The 18,426-nt window shown below is 35.5% G+C and carries 21 protein-coding genes; 10 read left to right on the top strand and 11 right to left on the bottom strand.

Translation table 11 applies throughout. The features are described from left to right. The first annotated feature begins 3 nt into the window (after positions 1–3). From kdpB to kdpDN, 3 genes are read left to right on the top strand one after another with little or no spacing between them, the layout of a single operon-like run. Positions 4–2,094 carry a potassium-transporting ATPase subunit KdpB gene (kdpB, locus tag FS802_RS10115; RefSeq protein WP_141545965.1) on the top strand — a complete coding sequence of 697 codons (2,091 nt, stop codon included), beginning with the start codon at positions 4–6 and terminating at the stop codon, positions 2,092–2,094. Between the two features lie 16 nt (positions 2,095–2,110). Further along, positions 2,111–2,692 carry a K(+)-transporting ATPase subunit C gene (gene kdpC, locus FS802_RS10110; RefSeq protein WP_000412613.1) on the top strand — a complete coding sequence of 194 codons (582 nt, stop codon included), beginning with the start codon at positions 2,111–2,113 and terminating at the stop codon, positions 2,690–2,692. A 56-nt stretch (positions 2,693–2,748) separates the two neighbouring features. Continuing rightward, positions 2,749–3,903, top strand: coding sequence for a KdpD-like non-kinase potassium sensor (gene kdpDN / locus FS802_RS10105; RefSeq protein ID WP_002096843.1), 1,155 nt, complete (start codon positions 2,749–2,751; stop codon positions 3,901–3,903). Positions 3,904–3,925: 22 nt separating this feature from the next. On the opposite strand, the gene FS802_RS10100 is transcribed toward kdpDN, so the two are convergent. After that, entirely contained in the window at positions 3,926–5,107 is a 1,182-nt protein-coding gene (locus FS802_RS10100) for an MFS transporter (RefSeq protein WP_000748684.1), read from the bottom strand. Positions 5,108–5,259: 152 nt separating this feature from the next. Between FS802_RS10100 and FS802_RS10095 the strand changes: the two genes are divergently transcribed. The 3 genes from FS802_RS10095 to FS802_RS10085 all read left to right on the top strand — a co-directional run bounded on the left by FS802_RS10095 (position 5,260) and on the right by FS802_RS10085 (position 7,282). Further along, a complete protein-coding gene (locus FS802_RS10095) occupies positions 5,260–5,709 on the top strand; it encodes a MarR family transcriptional regulator (RefSeq protein WP_371400099.1) in 450 nt (149 codons plus the stop codon). Between the two features lie 128 nt (positions 5,710–5,837). Beyond that, entirely contained in the window at positions 5,838–6,692 is an 855-nt protein-coding gene (locus FS802_RS10090; RefSeq protein WP_000892705.1) for a patatin-like phospholipase family protein, read from the top strand. A gap of 182 nt (positions 6,693–6,874) precedes the next feature. Then, on the top strand, positions 6,875–7,282 hold the full coding sequence (locus FS802_RS10085) for a hypothetical protein (RefSeq protein WP_098654500.1): 408 nt from the start codon (positions 6,875–6,877) through the stop codon (positions 7,280–7,282). Here the strand turns inward: FS802_RS10085 and FS802_RS10080 are convergent. After that, complete coding sequence (locus FS802_RS10080) at positions 7,279–8,580, bottom strand: NCS2 family permease (RefSeq protein WP_000482729.1); 1,302 nt, start codon at positions 8,578–8,580, stop codon at positions 7,279–7,281. The genes FS802_RS10085 and FS802_RS10080 overlap by 4 nt on opposite strands. A gap of 201 nt (positions 8,581–8,781) precedes the next feature. On the opposite strand from FS802_RS10080, the gene FS802_RS10075 reads away from it, so the two are divergent. The 3 genes from FS802_RS10075 (at position 8,782) to FS802_RS10065 (ending at position 10,833) form a co-directional block, all read left to right on the top strand. Then, positions 8,782–9,648 (top strand): SDR family oxidoreductase, encoded by an 867-nt coding sequence (locus tag FS802_RS10075; RefSeq protein WP_001136293.1) that lies wholly within the window; start codon positions 8,782–8,784, stop codon positions 9,646–9,648. 67 nt (positions 9,649–9,715) lie between these two features. Continuing rightward, positions 9,716–10,477 carry a L,D-transpeptidase gene (locus FS802_RS10070; RefSeq protein ID WP_000732018.1) on the top strand — a complete coding sequence of 254 codons (762 nt, stop codon included), beginning with the start codon at positions 9,716–9,718 and terminating at the stop codon, positions 10,475–10,477. 104 nt (positions 10,478–10,581) lie between these two features. After that, the gene (locus tag FS802_RS10065) at positions 10,582–10,833 is read left to right on the top strand and encodes a hypothetical protein (protein WP_000834190.1); all 252 of its coding nucleotides are present in this window, start codon (positions 10,582–10,584) and stop codon (positions 10,831–10,833) included. A gap of 33 nt (positions 10,834–10,866) precedes the next feature. Here the strand turns inward: FS802_RS10065 and FS802_RS10060 are convergent, their stop codons facing one another. The 9 genes from FS802_RS10060 to FS802_RS10020 all read right to left on the bottom strand — a co-directional run bounded on the left by FS802_RS10060 (position 10,867) and on the right by FS802_RS10020 (position 17,563). Then, on the bottom strand, positions 10,867–11,082 hold the full coding sequence (locus FS802_RS10060; RefSeq protein WP_001115397.1) for a DUF1540 domain-containing protein: 216 nt from the start codon (positions 11,080–11,082) through the stop codon (positions 10,867–10,869). 72 nt (positions 11,083–11,154) lie between these two features. Next, on the bottom strand, positions 11,155–11,607 hold the full coding sequence (locus FS802_RS10055; protein WP_000738443.1) for a thioredoxin family protein: 453 nt from the start codon (positions 11,605–11,607) through the stop codon (positions 11,155–11,157). A gap of 12 nt (positions 11,608–11,619) precedes the next feature. Then, the gene (locus tag FS802_RS10050) at positions 11,620–12,039 is read right to left on the bottom strand and encodes a disulfide formation protein C (protein ID WP_000532262.1); all 420 of its coding nucleotides are present in this window, start codon (positions 12,037–12,039) and stop codon (positions 11,620–11,622) included. A gap of 164 nt (positions 12,040–12,203) precedes the next feature. After that, on the bottom strand, positions 12,204–12,452 hold the full coding sequence (locus FS802_RS10045) for a YhdB family protein (RefSeq protein ID WP_001195461.1): 249 nt from the start codon (positions 12,450–12,452) through the stop codon (positions 12,204–12,206). A gap of 120 nt (positions 12,453–12,572) precedes the next feature. After that, entirely contained in the window at positions 12,573–13,082 is a 510-nt protein-coding gene (locus FS802_RS10040; protein ID WP_000761039.1) for a PCYCGC domain-containing protein, read from the bottom strand. Positions 13,083–13,134: 52 nt separating this feature from the next. Beyond that, positions 13,135–14,235 (bottom strand): GerAB/ArcD/ProY family transporter, encoded by a 1,101-nt coding sequence (locus FS802_RS10035; protein ID WP_000147538.1) that lies wholly within the window; start codon positions 14,233–14,235, stop codon positions 13,135–13,137. Between the two features lie 12 nt (positions 14,236–14,247). Next, positions 14,248–15,330: a spore germination protein GerYC gene (gerYC, locus tag FS802_RS10030; protein ID WP_088047971.1), complete on the bottom strand. Its 1,083-nt coding sequence runs from the start codon at positions 15,328–15,330 to the stop codon at positions 14,248–14,250. Further along, positions 15,327–16,832: a spore germination protein gene (locus FS802_RS10025; RefSeq protein ID WP_098707914.1), complete on the bottom strand. Its 1,506-nt coding sequence runs from the start codon at positions 16,830–16,832 to the stop codon at positions 15,327–15,329. The genes gerYC and FS802_RS10025 overlap by 4 nt, the downstream gene beginning before the upstream one ends. Before the next feature lie 125 nt (positions 16,833–16,957). Further along, positions 16,958–17,563, bottom strand: coding sequence for a hypothetical protein (locus FS802_RS10020; RefSeq protein ID WP_141545964.1), 606 nt, complete (start codon positions 17,561–17,563; stop codon positions 16,958–16,960). A 232-nt stretch (positions 17,564–17,795) separates the two neighbouring features. On the opposite strand from FS802_RS10020, the gene FS802_RS10015 reads away from it, so the two are divergent. Then, complete coding sequence (locus FS802_RS10015; RefSeq protein ID WP_098707912.1) at positions 17,796–18,356, top strand: nitroreductase family protein; 561 nt, start codon at positions 17,796–17,798, stop codon at positions 18,354–18,356. Positions 18,357–18,426 lie beyond the last annotated feature (70 nt).

Below are 18,426 nucleotides of genomic sequence, written 5' to 3'. Positions count from 1 at the left end.
ATGATGAGACCGGTAGTAGTAAAAGAAAAGAGAGTAAATGATTCACAAATACATGCTGTAGAAGATGAAGTTAGACAAGCGAAAACGATGGATCGTGATATCGTGAAACATGCGATGAAACAATCCTTTGCGAAATTGAATCCGAAAGTCATGATAAAGAATCCGATTATGTTTGTTGTAGAAATTGGATTTATCATTACGTTCATTTTATCGTTTCTTCCAAGTCGTTCTAGTAGTGTACCAGGATGGTTTAATATAACAGTTTCTCTCATTCTATTATTTACAGTTTTATTTGCTAACTTTGCAGAAGCGTTAGCGGAAGGACGGGGGAAAGCGCAAGCCGATTCTTTAAAACAGTCGAAGAAAGATGTGTTTGCAAATGTTGTAAAAGAAACTGGAGACATTGTTCAAGTTTCAGCAACTGATCTGAGAAAAGATGACATTGTTATTGTAAAACAAGGAGAAATGATTCCGAGTGATGGAGAAGTCATAAAAGGATTAGCGTCTGTTGATGAATCTGCGATTACAGGGGAATCGGCTCCTGTAATAAAAGAAGCGGGCGGTGATTTTTGTTCCGTGACAGGTGGAACGATGGTCGTAAGTGATGAGATTACAATTGTCATTACGAGTAATCCTGGTGAATCATTTATTGATAAAATGATTTCGTTAGTAGAAGGAGCTGCTCGTCAAAAAACGCCGAATGAGATTGCCTTAAATACAGTATTAACGAGTTTAACGCTTATTTTCTTAATCGTTGTTGTGACGTTGCCGATTTTTACAAACTATTTAGGGTTTCAAATTGATACAGCTGTACTTGTAGCGTTGTTAGTTTGTTTAATTCCAACGACAATTGGTGGTTTATTATCAGCAATTGGTATTGCCGGGATGGACCGGGTGACAAAGTTCAATGTGTTAGCGATGTCGGGTAAAGCAGTAGAAGCTGCGGGTGATATTAATACAATCATTTTAGATAAAACAGGTACGATTACTTTCGGGAACCGAATGGCACATACATTGCTTCCTGTAGGAAATGAGACGATTGAGCAAGTAGGGAAATGGGCTGCGATTAGTTCAGTCTTAGATGAAACACCAGAAGGTCGATCAGTTATAGAATATGTAAAAACGAAATCTATATCATATAATCGAGAAATTGCAGAACAAGGTGAATTTGTTCCGTTTAAAGCAGAAACGAGAATGAGTGGTGTTGATTTACAGGACGGAACGAAAGTGAGAAAAGGTGCTGTAGGTAGCGTAATTGAATGGGTTAGGTCACAAGGTGGAACGATTCCGAAAGATGTAAATCAAAAAGCAGATTCCATTTCCAAAGAGGGCGGGACACCACTTGTAGTTGCAGTGAATAATCGTATTTACGGTTTAATTTATTTAAAGGATACAGTAAAGCCAGGTATGCGTGAGCGTTTTGAACAATTGCGCCAAATGGGGATTAAAACGGTTATGTGTACAGGTGATAACCCGTTAACAGCAGCAACGATTGCAAAAGAAGCAGGGGTAGATGAGTTTGTTGCTGAGTGTAAGCCAGAAGATAAAATTGCGGTTATTAAAGCAGAGCAAGATAAAGGGAAACTTGTAGCGATGACGGGTGATGGTACAAATGATGCGCCGGCATTAGCGCAGGCTGACGTTGGATTAGCGATGAATAGTGGTACGACAGCTGCGAAAGAAGCAGCGAATATGATTGATTTAGATTCGAACCCGACAAAAATTATTGAGGTTGTAGGGATTGGTAAGCAATTGTTAATGACGCGTGGTGCGTTAACGACGTTTAGTATTGCGAACGATATTGCAAAATATTTTGCAATCATTCCAGCAATGTTTACACTTGCGATTCCGCAAATGGAAGCATTAAACATTATGAAATTAACATCACCGCTGTCAGCGATTTTATCAGCATTAATATTTAACGCTGTTATTATTCCGTTACTTATTCCATTGGCGATGAAAGGTATCGCATATAAACCGATGGGTTCGAATGCACTATTGGGCCGAAACCTACTTATTTATGGGCTTGGTGGAGTGATTGTACCGTTCATTGGAATTAAAGTAATTGATATAATTGTCGGCTTGTTCATATAAGGAAGAGGGGAAAAAGATGGAGAAGAAACAAAGTATACTATCACCAATCATCCGTATTACTTTTACATTTTTAGTGTTGTGCGGCCTTGTATACCCGCTTATTGTAACTGGTATTGCACAAGCAGTAATGAAGGATAATGCGGATGGAAGTCTAATATATAATGATAAAAACGAAGTGATTGGTTCTACATTAATCGGTCAAAATTTCACAGATCCACGTTATTTTCATGGGCGTGTTTCTAGTATTGAATATAAAGCAGAAGCATCAGGGTCTAATAACTATGCACCATCTAATCCGGATTTAGAGAAACGAGTAGAGAAAAGTGTTGAAGAGTGGAAGAAACAAAACCCAACTGTTCCGGTAACAGAAGTGCCGATTGATCTAGTGACGAATTCAGGTTCAGGGCTAGATCCTGATATTAGTCCGCAGGCAGCTTCTGTGCAGGTGGATCGTATCTCTAAATTAACGAAAATTCCGAAAGAAACATTAGGTCAATTGATTAAAGATCAAACGGAAGGTGCTGCACTTGGCTTATTTGGAGAGAACCGCGTAAACGTTTTAAAGTTAAATTTAGAATTGCAGAAACTACTGAAATAGTAACAGTGCTACCTCAATCTAACGGATTGAGGTAGCGTTGTTTCGAAAGGAAGGTTGTGAGTGTTTTGTATGCGGATGACTATAAACCAACTTTTCAAAGGCGAACACCAGAAGAGTATTTAGAATATATTCGTCAGCAAAACCGCGGGAAGTTAAAGTTATATGTAGGAGCGGCTCCAGGAGTAGGAAAAAGTTATAAAATGCTCTTTGATGCCAGAGAGATGAAAAAGGAAGGTACGGATATTGTAATTGGTTTAATTGAAACGCACGGGAGAAAAGAGACGGAAGACGCAATTGCTGATTTAGAAAAAGTTCCTTTAAAAGAAATAGAGTATAAAGGGAAAGTATTTTATGAACTCGATGTGGAAGGAATTATAAAACGTGCACCGCAAGTCGTTGTTGTGGATGAACTTGCGCATAGCAATATTCCTGGATCTAAAAATAAGAAACGTTATATGGATGTACAGGAATTGCTAGATGCCGGTATATCCGTCTTATCAGCTTTTAATATTCAACATTTAGAAAGCGTTCATGACATTGTAGCTCAAATTACAAATGTAAAAGTAAGAGAACGTATTCCAGATTTTATTTTACAAAAAGCAAATGAAATTCAACTTGTTGATGCAACACCCGAGGTATTAAGGAAGAGATTAATAGACGGGAAGATATATAAAGAAGAAAAAATAGAGCAAAGCTTACAAAATTTCTTCACGCTTAATAATTTAGGGGCACTAAGAGAATTATCACTTCGGGAAGTTGCCGATGATATGGACGAGAAAATTAGTCAAACCGTTATAGAACCGATTGGCGTGAAAGAAAAAATTCTCGTTTGTGTACAATACAGTTCAACAGCAGAGAAGTTAATAAGACGGGGATGGCGCATGGCGGATCGGTTAAACGCTGAATTGTATGTCTTAAACGTAGAAAGGGAAAATATAGAGTCTCTTGCAGCAGGGAAAAAGCAAACGATTGAAGAGTGGAAGTCGCTAACGAATCAATTTGATGCGAGTTTTGTTTTAGAAGAGGCAAAAGGAAGAAAGCCAGCGGATGTTATTATTGAAGTCGCGAAAAGACTACAAGTAACGCAAATTTTACTCGGACAATCAGCAAGAACAAGGTGGGAAGAAATTCGAAAAGGTTCAATTGTAAATGAAATTATGAGAGAAACGAAGTATATTGATATTCATATCGTTGCAGATCAAAGAGTTTAGAATAGAGACCATCTATAGGTCTCTATTTTGCTTTTTGTACAGCCTGAAAACGTAGCATTTTCATTGCGCATAAAATGATAAATAGAAATGTAATTGCACCTAGGAAGAAAATCCAAAAGTAATTTTGATTAAATACAAGAAATCCACCTACAAGTGGCCCTGTGCTCATACCGAGATAGCGTATGAAGTTATACATACCGATGGCTGTTGCGCGTTCTTGTACGAATTCTTCCGTTAATAAAGTAGTGTGAGTTGGCATAGAAAGTCCCATACTAAAACCGTATAAAGATGTAACGATAATGATGAATGAGATATTGATGCTATATGTGAAAGAGAATAAAGTGACACATATAATATTGAAGAAACTAGTGATGAATAAAGCTTGCTTTGTTGTGAGGCATTTTTGCAAAAGCTTGTAGCAATAACTTCCTAACATAATAGAAAGGGACATCGGTACAAATATAAGACCAATTTTACTTGCAGTTAAGTGAAATGAATTTGTTAAAATGTTTGGTAAAAAAACGAGGAAGCAAAAGTAAATACAAAATTGAATGAAGCCAATAAGATTAATAGAAAATCCAGTTTTATTTTTTAAGATAAACCAGTAACTCTTTTTTGCTTGCGGTTGCTTAATTACAGTTGGTTTTGTTTCTGGAAGTAGTGAAATGTTTATAATTAATAAGAGAATGCCAAGTGTAGATAAAAATAAAAATACGTATAAATGGCCATTTATACTGCCGAGATAACCACCTATAAGAGGGCCAATTGCAGGTGCGAGAGCAAGTAACATTTGATACAGGCTCATCGCTTCTCCGCGTTCTTTTCCTTCAAATAAATCACCAATAATCGTTGCTGCAACTACAGGGATAGCTGCTATTCCTATAGCTTGAACAGCCCTGAAAAATAGAAAAAAATAAACGTTCGCCGAAAAAGCACATCCGATTGAACCAATTGTACTAATGATTAAACTAGGGATAAGGACATATTTTCTCCCTTTTGTATCAATTAAAGGTCCGTATATGAGCTGCATAATTGCAAGAACGAATGTGAATAGTGAAACTGTTAAATTTACTAGATAAAGAGAAGTGTGAAAAGAAGCTTGAATCATAGGCAAGATAGGTGTGTAAATATTTTGAGCGAAGGAACCGAGTAAGGCACTCATACAGACAACATATAAAATGAAATGTAGTTTGGATTTTTTCATCATGTTAACCTCCTTGTTATTTGGTTTCCTGGGAAACTAAATTTATTTTAACATGATTTTCTCACTTGTAAATATGAAAAAATGATTTTAAAATGGTATATAGTTAAATTGTTTCTTTGGAAACTTAGGGGGCGAACGGATTGGAACGTACAATGAAACAAATGGAAATACTTTCGGACATTCGTACACTTTTGCATAAAAAAGAAGAACATTCGAAAGGGCAAAATGAGAAGTTTCTTCGTGAGACAGGTATAAGTGGTATGTCTTTATCTGAATTACATGTGATCGAGTGTATCGGAAAAAATGCTCTGATGAATGTAACTGCTATTACGACAGAAATGGGAATGACAAAGGGTGCAATCTCTAAAATTTGTACAAAGTTGTTTCAAAAGCAATTCGTTGAGAAGATGCAAATGTTAGATAATCAAAAAGAAATTTTCTTTCGCTTAACGGAAAGCGGAAATGAAATATATAAAGCTCATGATAAATTGCATAAACAAGCTGAAGAAAAGTGGCTGCTACTGTTAGATGGATATACGGAAGAAGAGCAAAATTTTATTCAAAGGTTTATAAAGGATGTCTCCAAACATCTGGAAATATAATTGGAAGAAAAAACTCCTTTATTTCAAGCCTTTTGAATATAATTTCTAAAAAAACTCATATATAATAGAGAAAGATACTTAACATAGTGAATAATTAAAGAGTCAATATATAAAGAGGAGAGAATAACATGCTTGAAAATACGGGATTAGTATTAGAAGGCGGCGGTATGCGTGGTGTATATACGGGCGGGATATTAGAATATTTTATGGAACAAGATTTATATTTTCCATATGTAATTGGTGTATCAGCCGGTGCTTGTCATGCAGCGTCGTATCTTTCCAGACAAAGAAATAGAAATAAAACAGTAAATATTGATTATGCATCACACCCACAATATTTATCGTATAAAAATTTATGGAGAAAACGCCAATTGTTTGATATGGAGTTCATTTTTCATGAAATTCCAGAAAAACATGTCCCGTTTGACTTTGAAACATATTTTAATAGTCCAGAGCGTTTCCTTGTAGGTACAACAGATTGTGAAACAGGACAGTCTGTTTATTTTGAAAAAGAGGGAACGAATGATGATGCACTAAATTTATTACAAGCATCTAGTTCATTACCTTTCATTGCACCTGTAGTAAATTACCGTGGTAAGCAGTTATTAGATGGCGGGATTTCGGATCCGATTCCAGTTCGTAAAGCGCAAGAAGATGGATTTAAAAAATCAGTCGTTATTTTAACGAGAAATCAAGGTTATGCTAAGAAAAAATCAAAGTTTGGATGGGTGGCAGCGAAAGCTTATAAAAAATATCCGAAACTTGTTAATACGATGTTGAATCGTTATGAAGTATATAATGAAACACTTCACTACATTGAAAAAGAAGAGCAAGCTGGGAACTTATTTGTTATTCGTCCAGAAGTACAGCTTCAAGTAGATCGTATGGAAAAAGATACGGCAAAACTACAAAATCTATATGAGCAAGGCTATGAAGATGCAAAGAGACAGTTTGCAAATTTACAGTCGTTTTTACAAAAATAAGTATTAGGCTGTGGAGAAGAGTTTCTCCGCAGCCTTTTTATATTGCTTTTAAAAAGATGTATAAATGTTTAAGTGTTTAAAGAGTTTGTAAAACATCTGGTTTTCTTATTGAGGAGCATTCGATTGAACGATACTATGACGATGTAGCACCACTAAATTATTCATTTAAGAGGTGATTGTTAATGAAGGGAAAAGTTTTTACAATTACAACTTTCGTGTTATTAGCAACAGTGATCTCAACCAGTGCCTTCTACTCAACTTTAAGCGTTAATAAAAGTGATAATCTATTATCTTATAGAGCCCAAACTACTACGAATCAAAATGCATCCCGCTGTTCAGTAGCGATTTCTTTTATTAATTCAAATGGGATTTATACATATATTGAAAGTGCCTCGGATAAATTAGGATCCCATGAATTTGGGAGAGCTAATGATAGCGGCATTTTTAGGGATTACAGCGATAGTGAACGGTCTTTTACTTCTTGCATTGAAAGTAGCTCGTTTGATTGTTGCAAAAGGAAAGTAGCGCATCGAATTTCGATGCGCTACTTTTTTATGTATAAAAAAATCCCTCTTTATGAGGGATTTTAATGTGGTAAGAAAATTAATTGATAAGCGAACAAGATTCCGAATACATACACAAGTGGGTGAACAGAACGGAATTTACCTTTTGCCACTTTCATAAGTGGGTATGAAATAAATCCAAGTGCGATACCTGTTGCGATACTTGATGTAAGTGGCATGCTTAAGATTACTAAGAATGCTGGGAATGCTTCATCAAATGCGTCCCAATCGATGTGGCGAACTGATCCCATCATAAGACTACCAACGATAATTAATGATGGTGCAGTAATAGCTGATACGCCAGAAACAGCACTTACTAATGGTCCGAAGAATGCTGCTAGTGCGAATAGAACAGCTACTGTAACAGTCGTTAAACCAGTACGACCACCAGCTGCAACACCAGCAGATGATTCAATGTAAGCTGTTGATGGTGTTGTTCCGAACATAGAACCGATTGTTGCTGAGAATGAGTCAGATAGAAGAGCTCGTCCAGCTTTTGGAAGCTTTCCGTCTTTCATAAATCCACCTTGTTGAGCTACGCCAAGTAATGTACCTGTTGTATCGAATAATGTAACAAGGAAGAATGAAAATACAACGCCGTACAATCCGTAGTTAATTACATCAGATACAGCAGTAATTGGATTTGAAACGATAATTCCTTCTGGTAATCCAGGCATTGATGTAACACCGTTTGAGAATGTTAATTGTCCTGTGAAGAAAGCGATAATACCAGTTAATAGCATTCCGATAAATAGTGCACCATTTACATTTAAAGACATAAGGACAATTGTAATTCCAAGTCCAGCTAATGCTAGTAGAACTGGAGCAGAGTGAAGATCACCAAGTCCAACTAAGTTTGCTTCATTTTTTGTAACGATACCTGTTAAACGTAAACCGATAAAGGCAATGAAAAGGCCGATACCAGCAGTAATTGCATGTTTTAAGTTTTCAGGAATTGCTTCCATTAATTTTGTACGGAAAGAAGTGAATGATAACAAAATTAAGATCATACCTGCTACGAATACAGCAGAGAATGCAATTGCGAAAGTCATGCCTTCATGAGCTTTTACAACAGAATAAGAGAAGTAAGCATTTAATCCCATACCTGGTGCAATTGCGATTGGTAAGTTTGTAAAGATCGCCATAAATAATGTTCCGACAACAGCAGCGATAATTGTTGCTGTAAATGCTTGTTCAAATGGAACACCTGCATCCCCAAGGATAACAGGGTTTACCACAATGATATATGCCATTGTTAAGAAGGTAATAATACCTGCCATAATTTCAGTTTTAATAGAAGTTTTATGTTTTGAAAGGTTAAACATATAAACATCCTTTCTGTTTACGAATAATTTTCACAACAGTTATATATAATATTCGTTTTTTAACTATTTTGCAATAGTTTTGCTTAAAAAGTTTACAACAATTCATATTTTGTGTCTTAAATTCGAATATTAATCGTAACATGATGTGTGAATTTCAGTTTTTATTGTGCGCATTATAAGGAAAAGGAGTTGAAAGAAGCTATGCCACAGCAAAAAAACTTTGTAACAATGCCTGCGCAACATCAAAATAAACAGCCTGGTCTTGAATCGTTAATGAATCCACTTCCGCAGTTTGAAGATCCAAATTATAAAGGAAGTGAAAAGTTAAAAGGAAAGAATGTATTAATTACAGGTGGAGATAGCGGAATTGGACGAGCTGTTTCCATTGCTTTTGCAAAAGAAGGTGCAAATATTGCGATTGCGTATTTAGATGAGGAGGGAGATGCAAATGAGACGAAACAATATGTTGAGAAAGAAGGTGTAAAGTGTGTATTGTTGCCAGGTGATTTAAGTAATGAACAGCATTGTAAAGATATTGTACAAGAGACTGTCCGGCAGCTAGGTAGTTTACATGTTTTAGTAAATAATGTCGCGCAGCAATATCCGCAGCAAGGACTAGAATATATTACAGCAGAACAGCTAGAAAAGACTTTTCGTATTAACATTTTTTCTTATTTTCACGTTACGAAAGCAGCACTTTCTCATTTAAAGCAAGGGGATGTCATTATAAATACGGCGTCTATCGTTGCGTATGAAGGAAATGAAACTTTAATTGATTATTCCGCAACGAAAGGAGCAATCGTAGCTTTTACAAGATCACTTTCTCAATCGTTAGTGCAAAAAGGGATTCGTGTAAATGGTGTTGCGCCAGGACCAATTTGGACACCACTTATCCCATCGAGCTTTGATGAGAAGAAAGTCTCTCAGTTCGGGAGCAATGTTCCGATGCAAAGACCTGGTCAACCATATGAACTAGCGCCAGCATACGTATACTTAGCGTCTGGGGATTCATCCTATGTTACCGGGCAAATGATACATGTAAATGGGGGCGTTATTGTAAATGGATAGTTTTCATTTATAAGAGCAAAGTAAAGTTAATTCCACTTATTATAGTGAGCGCTAGGGGGGATTATAGATGAAAAAGTTATGTTTCGTCATACTATTATTTTTCATCCTACCGGTTAGTGCTTTTGCTGATACAGATCATTTAATATTAGTGAATCTTACGACAAACCAGTTGTCTTTTTTTGAAAATGGAAATTATACAAAAACATTCCCCGTAACAACTGGAAGAGATCGTACGCCTACGCCTGAAGGTAATTTTTGTATTATAACTAAATATAAAAATAAAGAATACCATCGGAAAAAAATAGCTGGGGGTGCACCGAATAACCCTCTTGGTACGAGATGGCTTGGGCTAGATAAGAATGAATATGCGATTCATGGGACAAATCGGGAATGGACGATTGGAAGTAGGGAATCAAATGGCTGTATTCGCATGCATGACAGGGATATACAGTGGTTATATGACCGAGTCCAATTACAGACAAAAGTAATCATTTCTCGTTTTCATACGAGTCCCGAATATGAAGCGAATAAGCTTGGTTACCGCGTTGTAAGTTGGAGTGGTCGTAAAATAGAAGAAGAACAAATTGGTATACTTACGTTAGTAGACCGTGCCGATATATATTGGCAAGAACCAAATGGGCAGTTAACGAAAGTGAAAACAGTATTGCCGAACGAAAGATATGCAGTGTACTCAAAACGAAAAGATGGAGTATATTATATAGGAAACAATTTGTATATTGTGGATGAAACAGGAGAAAAAATTCGTTATGAGCAAATTCCTACTTCGACTTTAAGTAATATATATAAACGGAAATATAATATTCCGTAATGGCTACCGTATTATAGACGGTAGCTTATTTCTACTTCGAGTTTAACTGCAACTATTGTATTTTGCTGAATATAATACAGTACAGATAGGGGGGCGGTTACATTATGAAAAGTGAATTTGCTTTTAAAATTTTCTTAGTAACGACCTGTTTATTTATCGTGTATTTGTATGCGTTTCTCGTTTTTTCTTTTTATGTTCCATATGTTGATTTAATATTGTTCTTCGGATTTATTTGGGCATTTGTGAAAGCAAGAGAAGGAGAGAAGAGTATATATCGGCGCATTACCTTATGTGGGACAGTTGTTCTCGTTATTTTGTACTTTTTTATCATGCATGATTTTTGGAGAGGAATGTAAAAAAGCATACGAGTAATCGTATGCTTTTTTTGTTTAATATTTTGGCTTAAAAGTATGACAACAAGTTTCTACACTCGTTGCCACAGAACTTTCTAGCGTCTCGTTTGTTAAAACTGCGCCTGTATATGAATCATTTGTATTCGAACTAGATTCTTGTGCATCTGGTTGAACAATGATTGCACTTGCTTGACAAAAGTTACCTTGTCCCCAAAATGAGCAATTGGAAACAGAACATTTCACTTCTGGCATAAAACCCCCTCCTTATACATTAGTTTGGGATTTTACGCCCATTTCATGTGTAGAAGGAGTTTCCTTTTCTCGTTATTTTTTCGTTTGCTCAAGCCATTCTTTTAATTTGTCTTCCGGTTGTTCACCACTAATACGGCTTACTTCTTTGCCATCTTTAAAGTGAATGATTGTTGGAGTTCCTTTAATTTTATATTCATCCCAAGGAACATCTAGTTTTTCAATATCCATAACTTTCATATCAACGTTCAAGTCTTTAGCCATTGGTACTACGACAGGAGATAGCTTTTGACAATGAACGCAAGATGTTTGATAAAAGTATACTGTTTCTTCTTTGTTCTCTTTTAAATTCTTTTGAAGATCTGAAAGAGAGATTTTGTTTGTATAGTAGTCAGGGCCATTTGTCTTACTATCAGTAGCATTATCAATTTTTTGGCTAGTAGCGTTTTTTTCTTCCATTTGTGTGACAGCGAAAATTGCTGCAAACAAGGCGATAATAATACCACCAAATATAAGCATTTTTTTCATTTTTTCATCTCCTTATTTGTTTTTTATTACAATAAAACTACAAACAGCGATTGTAATAAAGCCGATAAGTGCTAAAAACGGGATTGTAATAAAACCAAACCAGTTTATGAATTCTCCGGTGCAAGGTACACGTCCGCAAGCTGCTCCAGCAGCTGAAAATGCTGCGACTTTTTGAATTGCGTAGTGATATAAAGAAATACAAGCACCAATACTTGCAATTGGTAAAGAATAACTTGCGATGCGATAATCTTTCTTTGCTACAGCTATACCAAGCCATAAAACGAATGGATACATAAAAATACGTTGATACCAACAAAGTACACAAGGCTCAAATTTCATGATTTCAGAAAAATAAAGACTTCCTAGTGTAGCGATAAAAGAAGCTCCCCACGCGGTAAGTAAAGCATATTCTTGCTTTTTTTCTCGTCCCATATTTTATACCTCTCTTATAATAGTTACATACTAAATTATAGTATGAAGTGGCACAGAAAAGAAAGAAAAAATATGTTTATCAATAAAAGTTTTATAAGGAAAAACTTTTATTGATATCGATATTTAAAAAAGCGCCATTCTCCTGAAGAGAATAGCGCTATATTTTACATTTGAATTTGCTCTACTTCTTCTATATGTGACTTTTGGGATGCATGGTCAATATATTGAAATAGGAGCTGCAATTGTTTATCAACTTCTGGCATTTCTTTACTGTATTGATAAGCGTGTAAAAAATGTTCAATACGCTTAGAAAATAGTTGATCGTTCGTTTGAACCATAAGAACGAGTAATTTATCCCAATTACAGCTATACGTGTAATAGAGAGCTTTGTCATAGTCGTTATATGTTTGCACTGTGTACCCTCCTTACTGAGGAGTTATATATAGTGTGTGACAAGTAAGGAGAAATACACTTGAAAGAATTTGTTAAGAAAAAAAGTGAATGAAAAGAAAAAACGAGGTGTATCCTCGTTTTTAAGCTTTTGGCATTGGCGTAGGTGTTGGTTTTCCGTATCCTTCTTTATACTTATTGTCAATATAGTTGCGAATTTCCAGCGTTGATTTTCCTTTTTGTTTCATGGAAGCAGATTCAACTGCGATTTCTAGGCAATTGACACAAGTCGTTGCGTGGGAATCCCAAACAACTTCACCATTCTTTTTAATTTCACGAATAAAGCAGTTTTTATTATTTTTATGTCCTACACTCTCACCACAACCGCAGTAACATGGAATCCAATCTAATAGCTCTGCATTTTGCCCAGCGACAGTGTAGATATCTTTCATTTGTGGATCAAGCTTGTCTAGGAAGGTAGGAAGTGTGTCGACTCCTTTTGTTTTTTCTTGAATGTCAGCTTGCTGAGTATGCGATGCGTGGTCATGCTCTTCTTTTGATTCAGATGATTTCTTTTCATTTGTACTAGTGCTTCCGCAACCAGCAAGAATTAAACTCAGTACTGCAAGTAAAGAAAATACATATTTCTTCATACGCTTGTCCCCTTTACAAATGTATTAATCAAATTGTATCAGACTAAAACACCTAGGGAGAAGCTTTTTTTGAACGATTTTTGAAGTGCCATCGTAGTGAATGAAATAGAAATAAAATTGGGATATAGGCGTATACAATATATAAGCCAGCTTGAGATAGTACTGTATTTAATGTGTTGATACTTTCACGGTTTGTAAAAAATAAGGACGAAATAAAGATAGCTGCGATAAAAAATGGCAGTGTGATTTTAAAAGGTATGTGAAAAGATTTTTTACTAATGCAACAAGAAGACCAAATGGTTAAACAAAGATTAGGTAAAATAATAAGATACCATATGAAAATAATGATGTACTCAAACCTTTGAATAAAAGGCACCTTAATAATTTTTAGCATCGTTAAGGTTGGCCAAATTGTATGATGTAGTTGCCCTTGGCTATAGTACATAAGGGAAACGATGGCTAATATTACGTAGAGGAGCGTCGTAAAAGCAATACCACCATGTGCCCATTTATTTAACGATTTTCCTTTTTTAATAAATGGATAAAAAACAAGGATTGCTTCAAATCCGAGAAATTCTAATGCAGATGCTTTCGCTGCAGTTAAAATGTCTAAAGGTGAATGAGTTAGAATTGGAAAGATGTTACGAACATGCGCATATTTCATTGGGAAAACTAAGAAGAACAGGACGAAAATCGGTATTATGACGCCCCAAAAACATATTCCTGTTACAGAACGAAAGCCGCCTCTAATTATGTAATAAGCTACAAGTAAAAATAGTAAAGTTAATTTCCACGGTTTAATTGTAGGAAAGACCCAAACTTGAATAACTTCAATATATGTACGAAGAACAGTAAGGCAAAATAATAGAAGATATGCCGCAAAGCATACGGAAAAAAATGTTCCAATCCACTTTCCGAAACATGTCGTATGGATATTCATTAAATCATTATCTTTTTCTAACATTTTCAGCATACAAAATAATACGATATGAGTTGCAATACCAGCGATAATAAGAGAAATCCAAGAGTCATAACCGGCAAATTGCGCAATAATCCTTTGGTATCCTAACACCCCTACTCCAATTTGAAGAGAGTGTAATAGAAGGAATGTGAAATACGGGGAAACTGTATGTGTTTTATCTTGTCCAGTCATGATAGCACCTCACTATTCTCCGATACCAGATTGTACGACATTAATCTTTACATTGACAGCAACGTCTACGTTAGGATACATATCTTGAATTTGTTTCATGCTCCATTTTCTTGAATGACTACGAATTTCTTCACGTATACCGATTGGATCGATTTTTTTTTCTTGGAATGTTTGTATTAATTCGTTTAAATCCTTCTCAAGTGTTTTTTCTACATGTCTTTTTACGTAAGTTACATTTTCACTCTTTGATAAATCAAGCCAACTAGGAGCATTTTTTATGAGTCCATTTAATTTTAAGTGTATGTTAACTTTCGGAATATCACCGTTTGGTGAAAGAGAACATACACTTTTTCCAGATAAGTTTTGAGTAGCAATCAATCCTTTATGTTTACCTTGACGTATCGGAACTTCGTAACGCCCATTTTTCGTTGGATTAATGAGTAATTTAAATAAAAAAGACCTTTTCTTATCTGTATACATAGCCACTTTATCCTTTTTTAAAAAAGCTAGTCCTTTAATGGAAGCAGATTTGTCTTCTGATACTTGAATGTAAGGAAGAAATGGATCGCATCCAGATGAATAGAAGTTATATAAAAAAATATTTAAAGCTGTCCGCGGGATTGTCTCGTTTTTTATATTTTGCTCCAGTAAATCAGATAGATAAAGTGATCCATTTGTTCTGACATGTTTAAGTAATTCTTCTGCTGAACCATCTACAAGCGCTAGTTGTACATCTCGTCCAATGTTAGGATCACGTTGTAAGTTGTTAATAACATCTCCAAGTCCATGTTCACCAAATGCTTTTCCAAATAGGACAACACGCATTTGACCTACGGCAATCGTATGTGGAGATTTGGCGTTTAGAAGGGAAGATATAGTTTCAATTGTACCTGCATGGGTTGATTGAGTTTCTGGTTTAGATTGTACGCCTTTTGTGTAATCGGGATATAAAATTGTCCCGCGAAATTTTTTATCTTTTATTATATCGAATCCACCTACGTGAATCATTCGCTGTGTATCAACTATATTTGCTTCTGTACAACCAGATTGAAAAATTAAAATGATAATGAAAAAGCAGAATAAAATATTTTTCATTTTTCCTCACCATCGTGTTTTTCTTTCGCTTTGTTTGGATCATAGCGCCATTTCTTTTTTGGTCTTAGAAAAGAAGCACGTCCTGCAGTTTGACTAAATGGAAGGCGAAGGAGTCCTTCAGCTGTACCTAACCCGCGAAATGGGTATAAAGGTAATAAATAAGGTGATCCAAGTGATTTTAAGCGAATTAAATGAGCTAATATGAGTACGAATCCTACAATAAGACCTAAGCCCCCAAATGCACCAGCTAAAAGAATAAGTGGAAATCGTAGTATCCGGATAGTAGAAGACATTTTTACAGTTGGTGTTGTAAAAGAAGCGAGTGCTGATAAAGCAACTGCAATTAATAAAATGTTACTCGTTAAAGCAGCTTGAACAGATGCTTGGCCAATTACAATCCCGCCAACGATGCCGATTGTTTGTCCAACTTTTGTAGGTAATCGTGCTCCAGCTTCACGGAGCAATTCGATTGTGATTTCTAAAAAAAGTGCTTCTAAAATGGGCGGAAAGGGTACATTAGCTCTTGAAAAAATAATCGGACCTAGTAAATCCACAGGAATCATTTGATAGTGATACGTTAATACAGCTGTATAAATAGCTGATGAAAATAGCGAGAATGCTGCTCCGAAAAAGCGAACCATTCGAAGAAATGAGCCTGCTATCCATGGTAAATAATAATCTTCTGGCGAGACGAAGAAATCAAGTAACGTCGCTGGTCCAGCTAATGCGTAAGGTGAACCGTCTGTTAAAATAACAACGCCTCCATTCAGTAATGCGTACACAGAGCGGTCTAACCGCTCTGTAGGTAGTAAAACAGGGAAGGGTGAGTTACTATTATCGCTAATAAACTGTTCAATCATAGTTGCATCAAAAGGAACATCAAAGTCAACATCTTGTAAGCGCTGCATTGCAGTATTGATGTGTTGTTCATTTGTAATGCCTTCGATGTAAGCAACTATCACCTTTGTTTTTGATATAGAGCCAACTATAACTTCTTTGAAAACCAATTGCTCTGTTACTATATTTCGGCGAAGTAAGTGTGTATTTGTATCAATATTTTCAACAAATCCGACTTTTGGACCGATTACACTATATTCATTTTCGGTATCGTTATATAATCGTGTACCTAAAACTGAACTTTCAGCACGAATAAGTGCATATTCTGCTGCTTGAGAATCGTTTTTTATCTGTATGAGTACATACCCAACTAATAATTTTTCACGAATATCATCAATAGAAGGATTGGTGATGATCCCTTCGAGTGTAACGATATTTGCTATGTCACTTATATTTTCAATGCGATCTAATTCTCTTTTTATAGGTGTTAAAATGAATCGATTAATGAGGAGTGATTCAGCTGTAGATTTATAATAAAACAAACATAGTGTTCCATCTTCTACGATGTTATAGGAAACGAAATCACTAGATTCTTTCATAGTGAGGATAAACTCTGGAATGGAACAGATTGTTTTTTTCTTCTTTTTAGACGATAAACGAAACATTTTCTCACCCCTGACATACATCATTTACTTGTGTTAGTTTTTGGGAAAGACGGGAATTTATACTTGAAAATTGAAAGTTCATAAAGAAAAGGAAGAGTATTAAATATCTCTTCCTTTTTGGCATGTTAATTTGTGTTCTTTTCTTTAATAGACTTCACTAATTTAATCATTTCTGCTCGTATATCTTCTTTTTTCACGTTTAGTTTTTCTGCAATTTGCTTAATGTCCATTCCATCTCTTTTCATTTTTAGTACATCATCGAGAGGGGTATTACTTTTTTGAGAGATGATTGTTAATACTGTGAGTTGACGTAATCCGATATTATATTCTTTCATTTTTTGTTTGAGTCCGTCTGGTGTAGCTTTTTGCATATTTGCTAATTCTTGCAGCAGTGCTTTTTTCGTCTCTTTATTCATATGATGCTTTTTCAACTTACTTGGATCTACACCGAAATGCTGGGCTGTTTTCTCCCAAGATTTATTTTGTTTATAGTAAGCTAAAACGTCTTTTATTTCTTTTTTACTCATTTTTGCAATATGAGCAGCTTTCCAAATTGCATGTTTGTTATAGCCGAGCTTTTCGAGCGACTGCATTTCTTCTTCTGAAATAGGCTTATGATGATGGTGCAATGTTACTTCTTTTGGCGTGGTAGCGGAAGCAGAAGTAGGGAAGGTAGATATCCCACATAATAATGCTGCCATAGTCATACTTACTATGATTTTTTTGTACATATAAATTCCTCCTAGATGGATAATGTGGAAAACTGTACACATATCATTTCCATAAAATGTGAAATACTTGTGAACAAATGAAGTTTTTTTATTCACAGTATAAAATGACGTTTTTGGAAGTTTTCCAACATAAAACATTGATTAATAGTAAAAAACTAAGGTATAATCGAAATTGAAAATCAATATCAATAACAAATGTATACATATAGATGAAAATAAGGGAGAGAAAAATATGACTACATATACTTCCATCGCAAATGTGATTAAAGAAAGACGCTCTGTACGTACATTCGCAGATAAAGCTGTAGATAAAGAGTTATTAATTGAACTATTAAACGACGCAACGTGGGCACCGAATCATAAACACCGTGAACCATGGAATTGTAAATTATACATTGGAGAAGGTCGCAAAAAATTAGTAGATGCAGTATTAAACTCTTTCACAGAAGAAGAAAGAGCGAAACGCGGCAAAATTTTATCAGATCGTTTCTTAAGCACGCCTGCACAAATTGTTGTTTATATTAATGAAGATCCACGTCAAATTCAACGCGACGAAGATTACGCTGCAACATGTGCATTTATGCAAAACTTCCAACTGCTTGCTTGGGAACGCGGATTAGGTTGTGTTTGGAAATCAGGCGGATTAAACTACAATCCATTATTTATAGAAGGACTTGGTTTAACAAGAGGTCAACGCATCGTTGGAATTCTTCACCTTGGCTATTTCGATAAAGCACCAGAAGGAAAAGCTCGTACACCGATTACGGAGAAGATGGAGATTATTGAAGGTTAATAGATGAGACATTCTCGTTTTTATGAGGATGTCTTTTTATTATGCAATCAATCCTCATGAAAGCTTGTTT

This window comes from Bacillus sp. DE0042, from assembly GCF_007680225.1.
Classification (GTDB): Bacteria; Bacillota; Bacilli; order Bacillales; family Bacillaceae_G; genus Bacillus_A; species Bacillus_A wiedmannii.
The sequence above is the reverse complement of the archived record's forward strand: the minus strand, read 5'-3'. Positions and strand labels throughout refer to the sequence as shown.

Bases quoted from the DNA above. Each gene is read 5' to 3' on its own strand.
- kdpB (WP_141545965.1), top strand. From the start codon at position 4: ATGAGACCGGTAGTAGTAAAAGAAAAGAGAGTAAATGATTCACAAATA.
- kdpC (WP_000412613.1), top strand. From the start codon at position 2,111: ATGGAGAAGAAACAAAGTATACTATCACCAATCATCCGTATTACTTTT.
- FS802_RS10100 (WP_000748684.1), bottom strand. From the start codon at position 5,107: ATGAAAAAATCCAAACTACATTTCATTTTATATGTTGTCTGTATGAGT.
- FS802_RS10095 (WP_371400099.1), top strand. From the start codon at position 5,260: ATGAAACAAATGGAAATACTTTCGGACATTCGTACACTTTTGCATAAA.
- FS802_RS10090 (WP_000892705.1), top strand. From the start codon at position 5,838: ATGCTTGAAAATACGGGATTAGTATTAGAAGGCGGCGGTATGCGTGGT.
- FS802_RS10085 (WP_098654500.1), top strand. From the start codon at position 6,875: ATGAAGGGAAAAGTTTTTACAATTACAACTTTCGTGTTATTAGCAACA.
- FS802_RS10080 (WP_000482729.1), bottom strand. From the start codon at position 8,580: ATGTTTAACCTTTCAAAACATAAAACTTCTATTAAAACTGAAATTATG.
- FS802_RS10075 (WP_001136293.1), top strand. From the start codon at position 8,782: ATGCCACAGCAAAAAAACTTTGTAACAATGCCTGCGCAACATCAAAAT.
- FS802_RS10070 (WP_000732018.1), top strand. From the start codon at position 9,716: ATGAAAAAGTTATGTTTCGTCATACTATTATTTTTCATCCTACCGGTT.
- FS802_RS10065 (WP_000834190.1), top strand. From the start codon at position 10,582: ATGAAAAGTGAATTTGCTTTTAAAATTTTCTTAGTAACGACCTGTTTA.
- FS802_RS10060 (WP_001115397.1), bottom strand. From the start codon at position 11,082: ATGCCAGAAGTGAAATGTTCTGTTTCCAATTGCTCATTTTGGGGACAA.
- FS802_RS10055 (WP_000738443.1), bottom strand. From the start codon at position 11,607: ATGAAAAAAATGCTTATATTTGGTGGTATTATTATCGCCTTGTTTGCA.
- FS802_RS10050 (WP_000532262.1), bottom strand. From the start codon at position 12,039: ATGGGACGAGAAAAAAAGCAAGAATATGCTTTACTTACCGCGTGGGGA.
- FS802_RS10040 (WP_000761039.1), bottom strand. From the start codon at position 13,082: ATGAAGAAATATGTATTTTCTTTACTTGCAGTACTGAGTTTAATTCTT.
- FS802_RS10035 (WP_000147538.1), bottom strand. From the start codon at position 14,235: ATGACTGGACAAGATAAAACACATACAGTTTCCCCGTATTTCACATTC.
- gerYC (WP_088047971.1), bottom strand. From the start codon at position 15,330: ATGAAAAATATTTTATTCTGCTTTTTCATTATCATTTTAATTTTTCAA.
- FS802_RS10025 (WP_098707914.1), bottom strand. From the start codon at position 16,832: ATGTTTCGTTTATCGTCTAAAAAGAAGAAAAAAACAATCTGTTCCATT.
- FS802_RS10020 (WP_141545964.1), bottom strand. From the start codon at position 17,563: ATGTACAAAAAAATCATAGTAAGTATGACTATGGCAGCATTATTATGT.
- FS802_RS10015 (WP_098707912.1), top strand. From the start codon at position 17,796: ATGACTACATATACTTCCATCGCAAATGTGATTAAAGAAAGACGCTCT.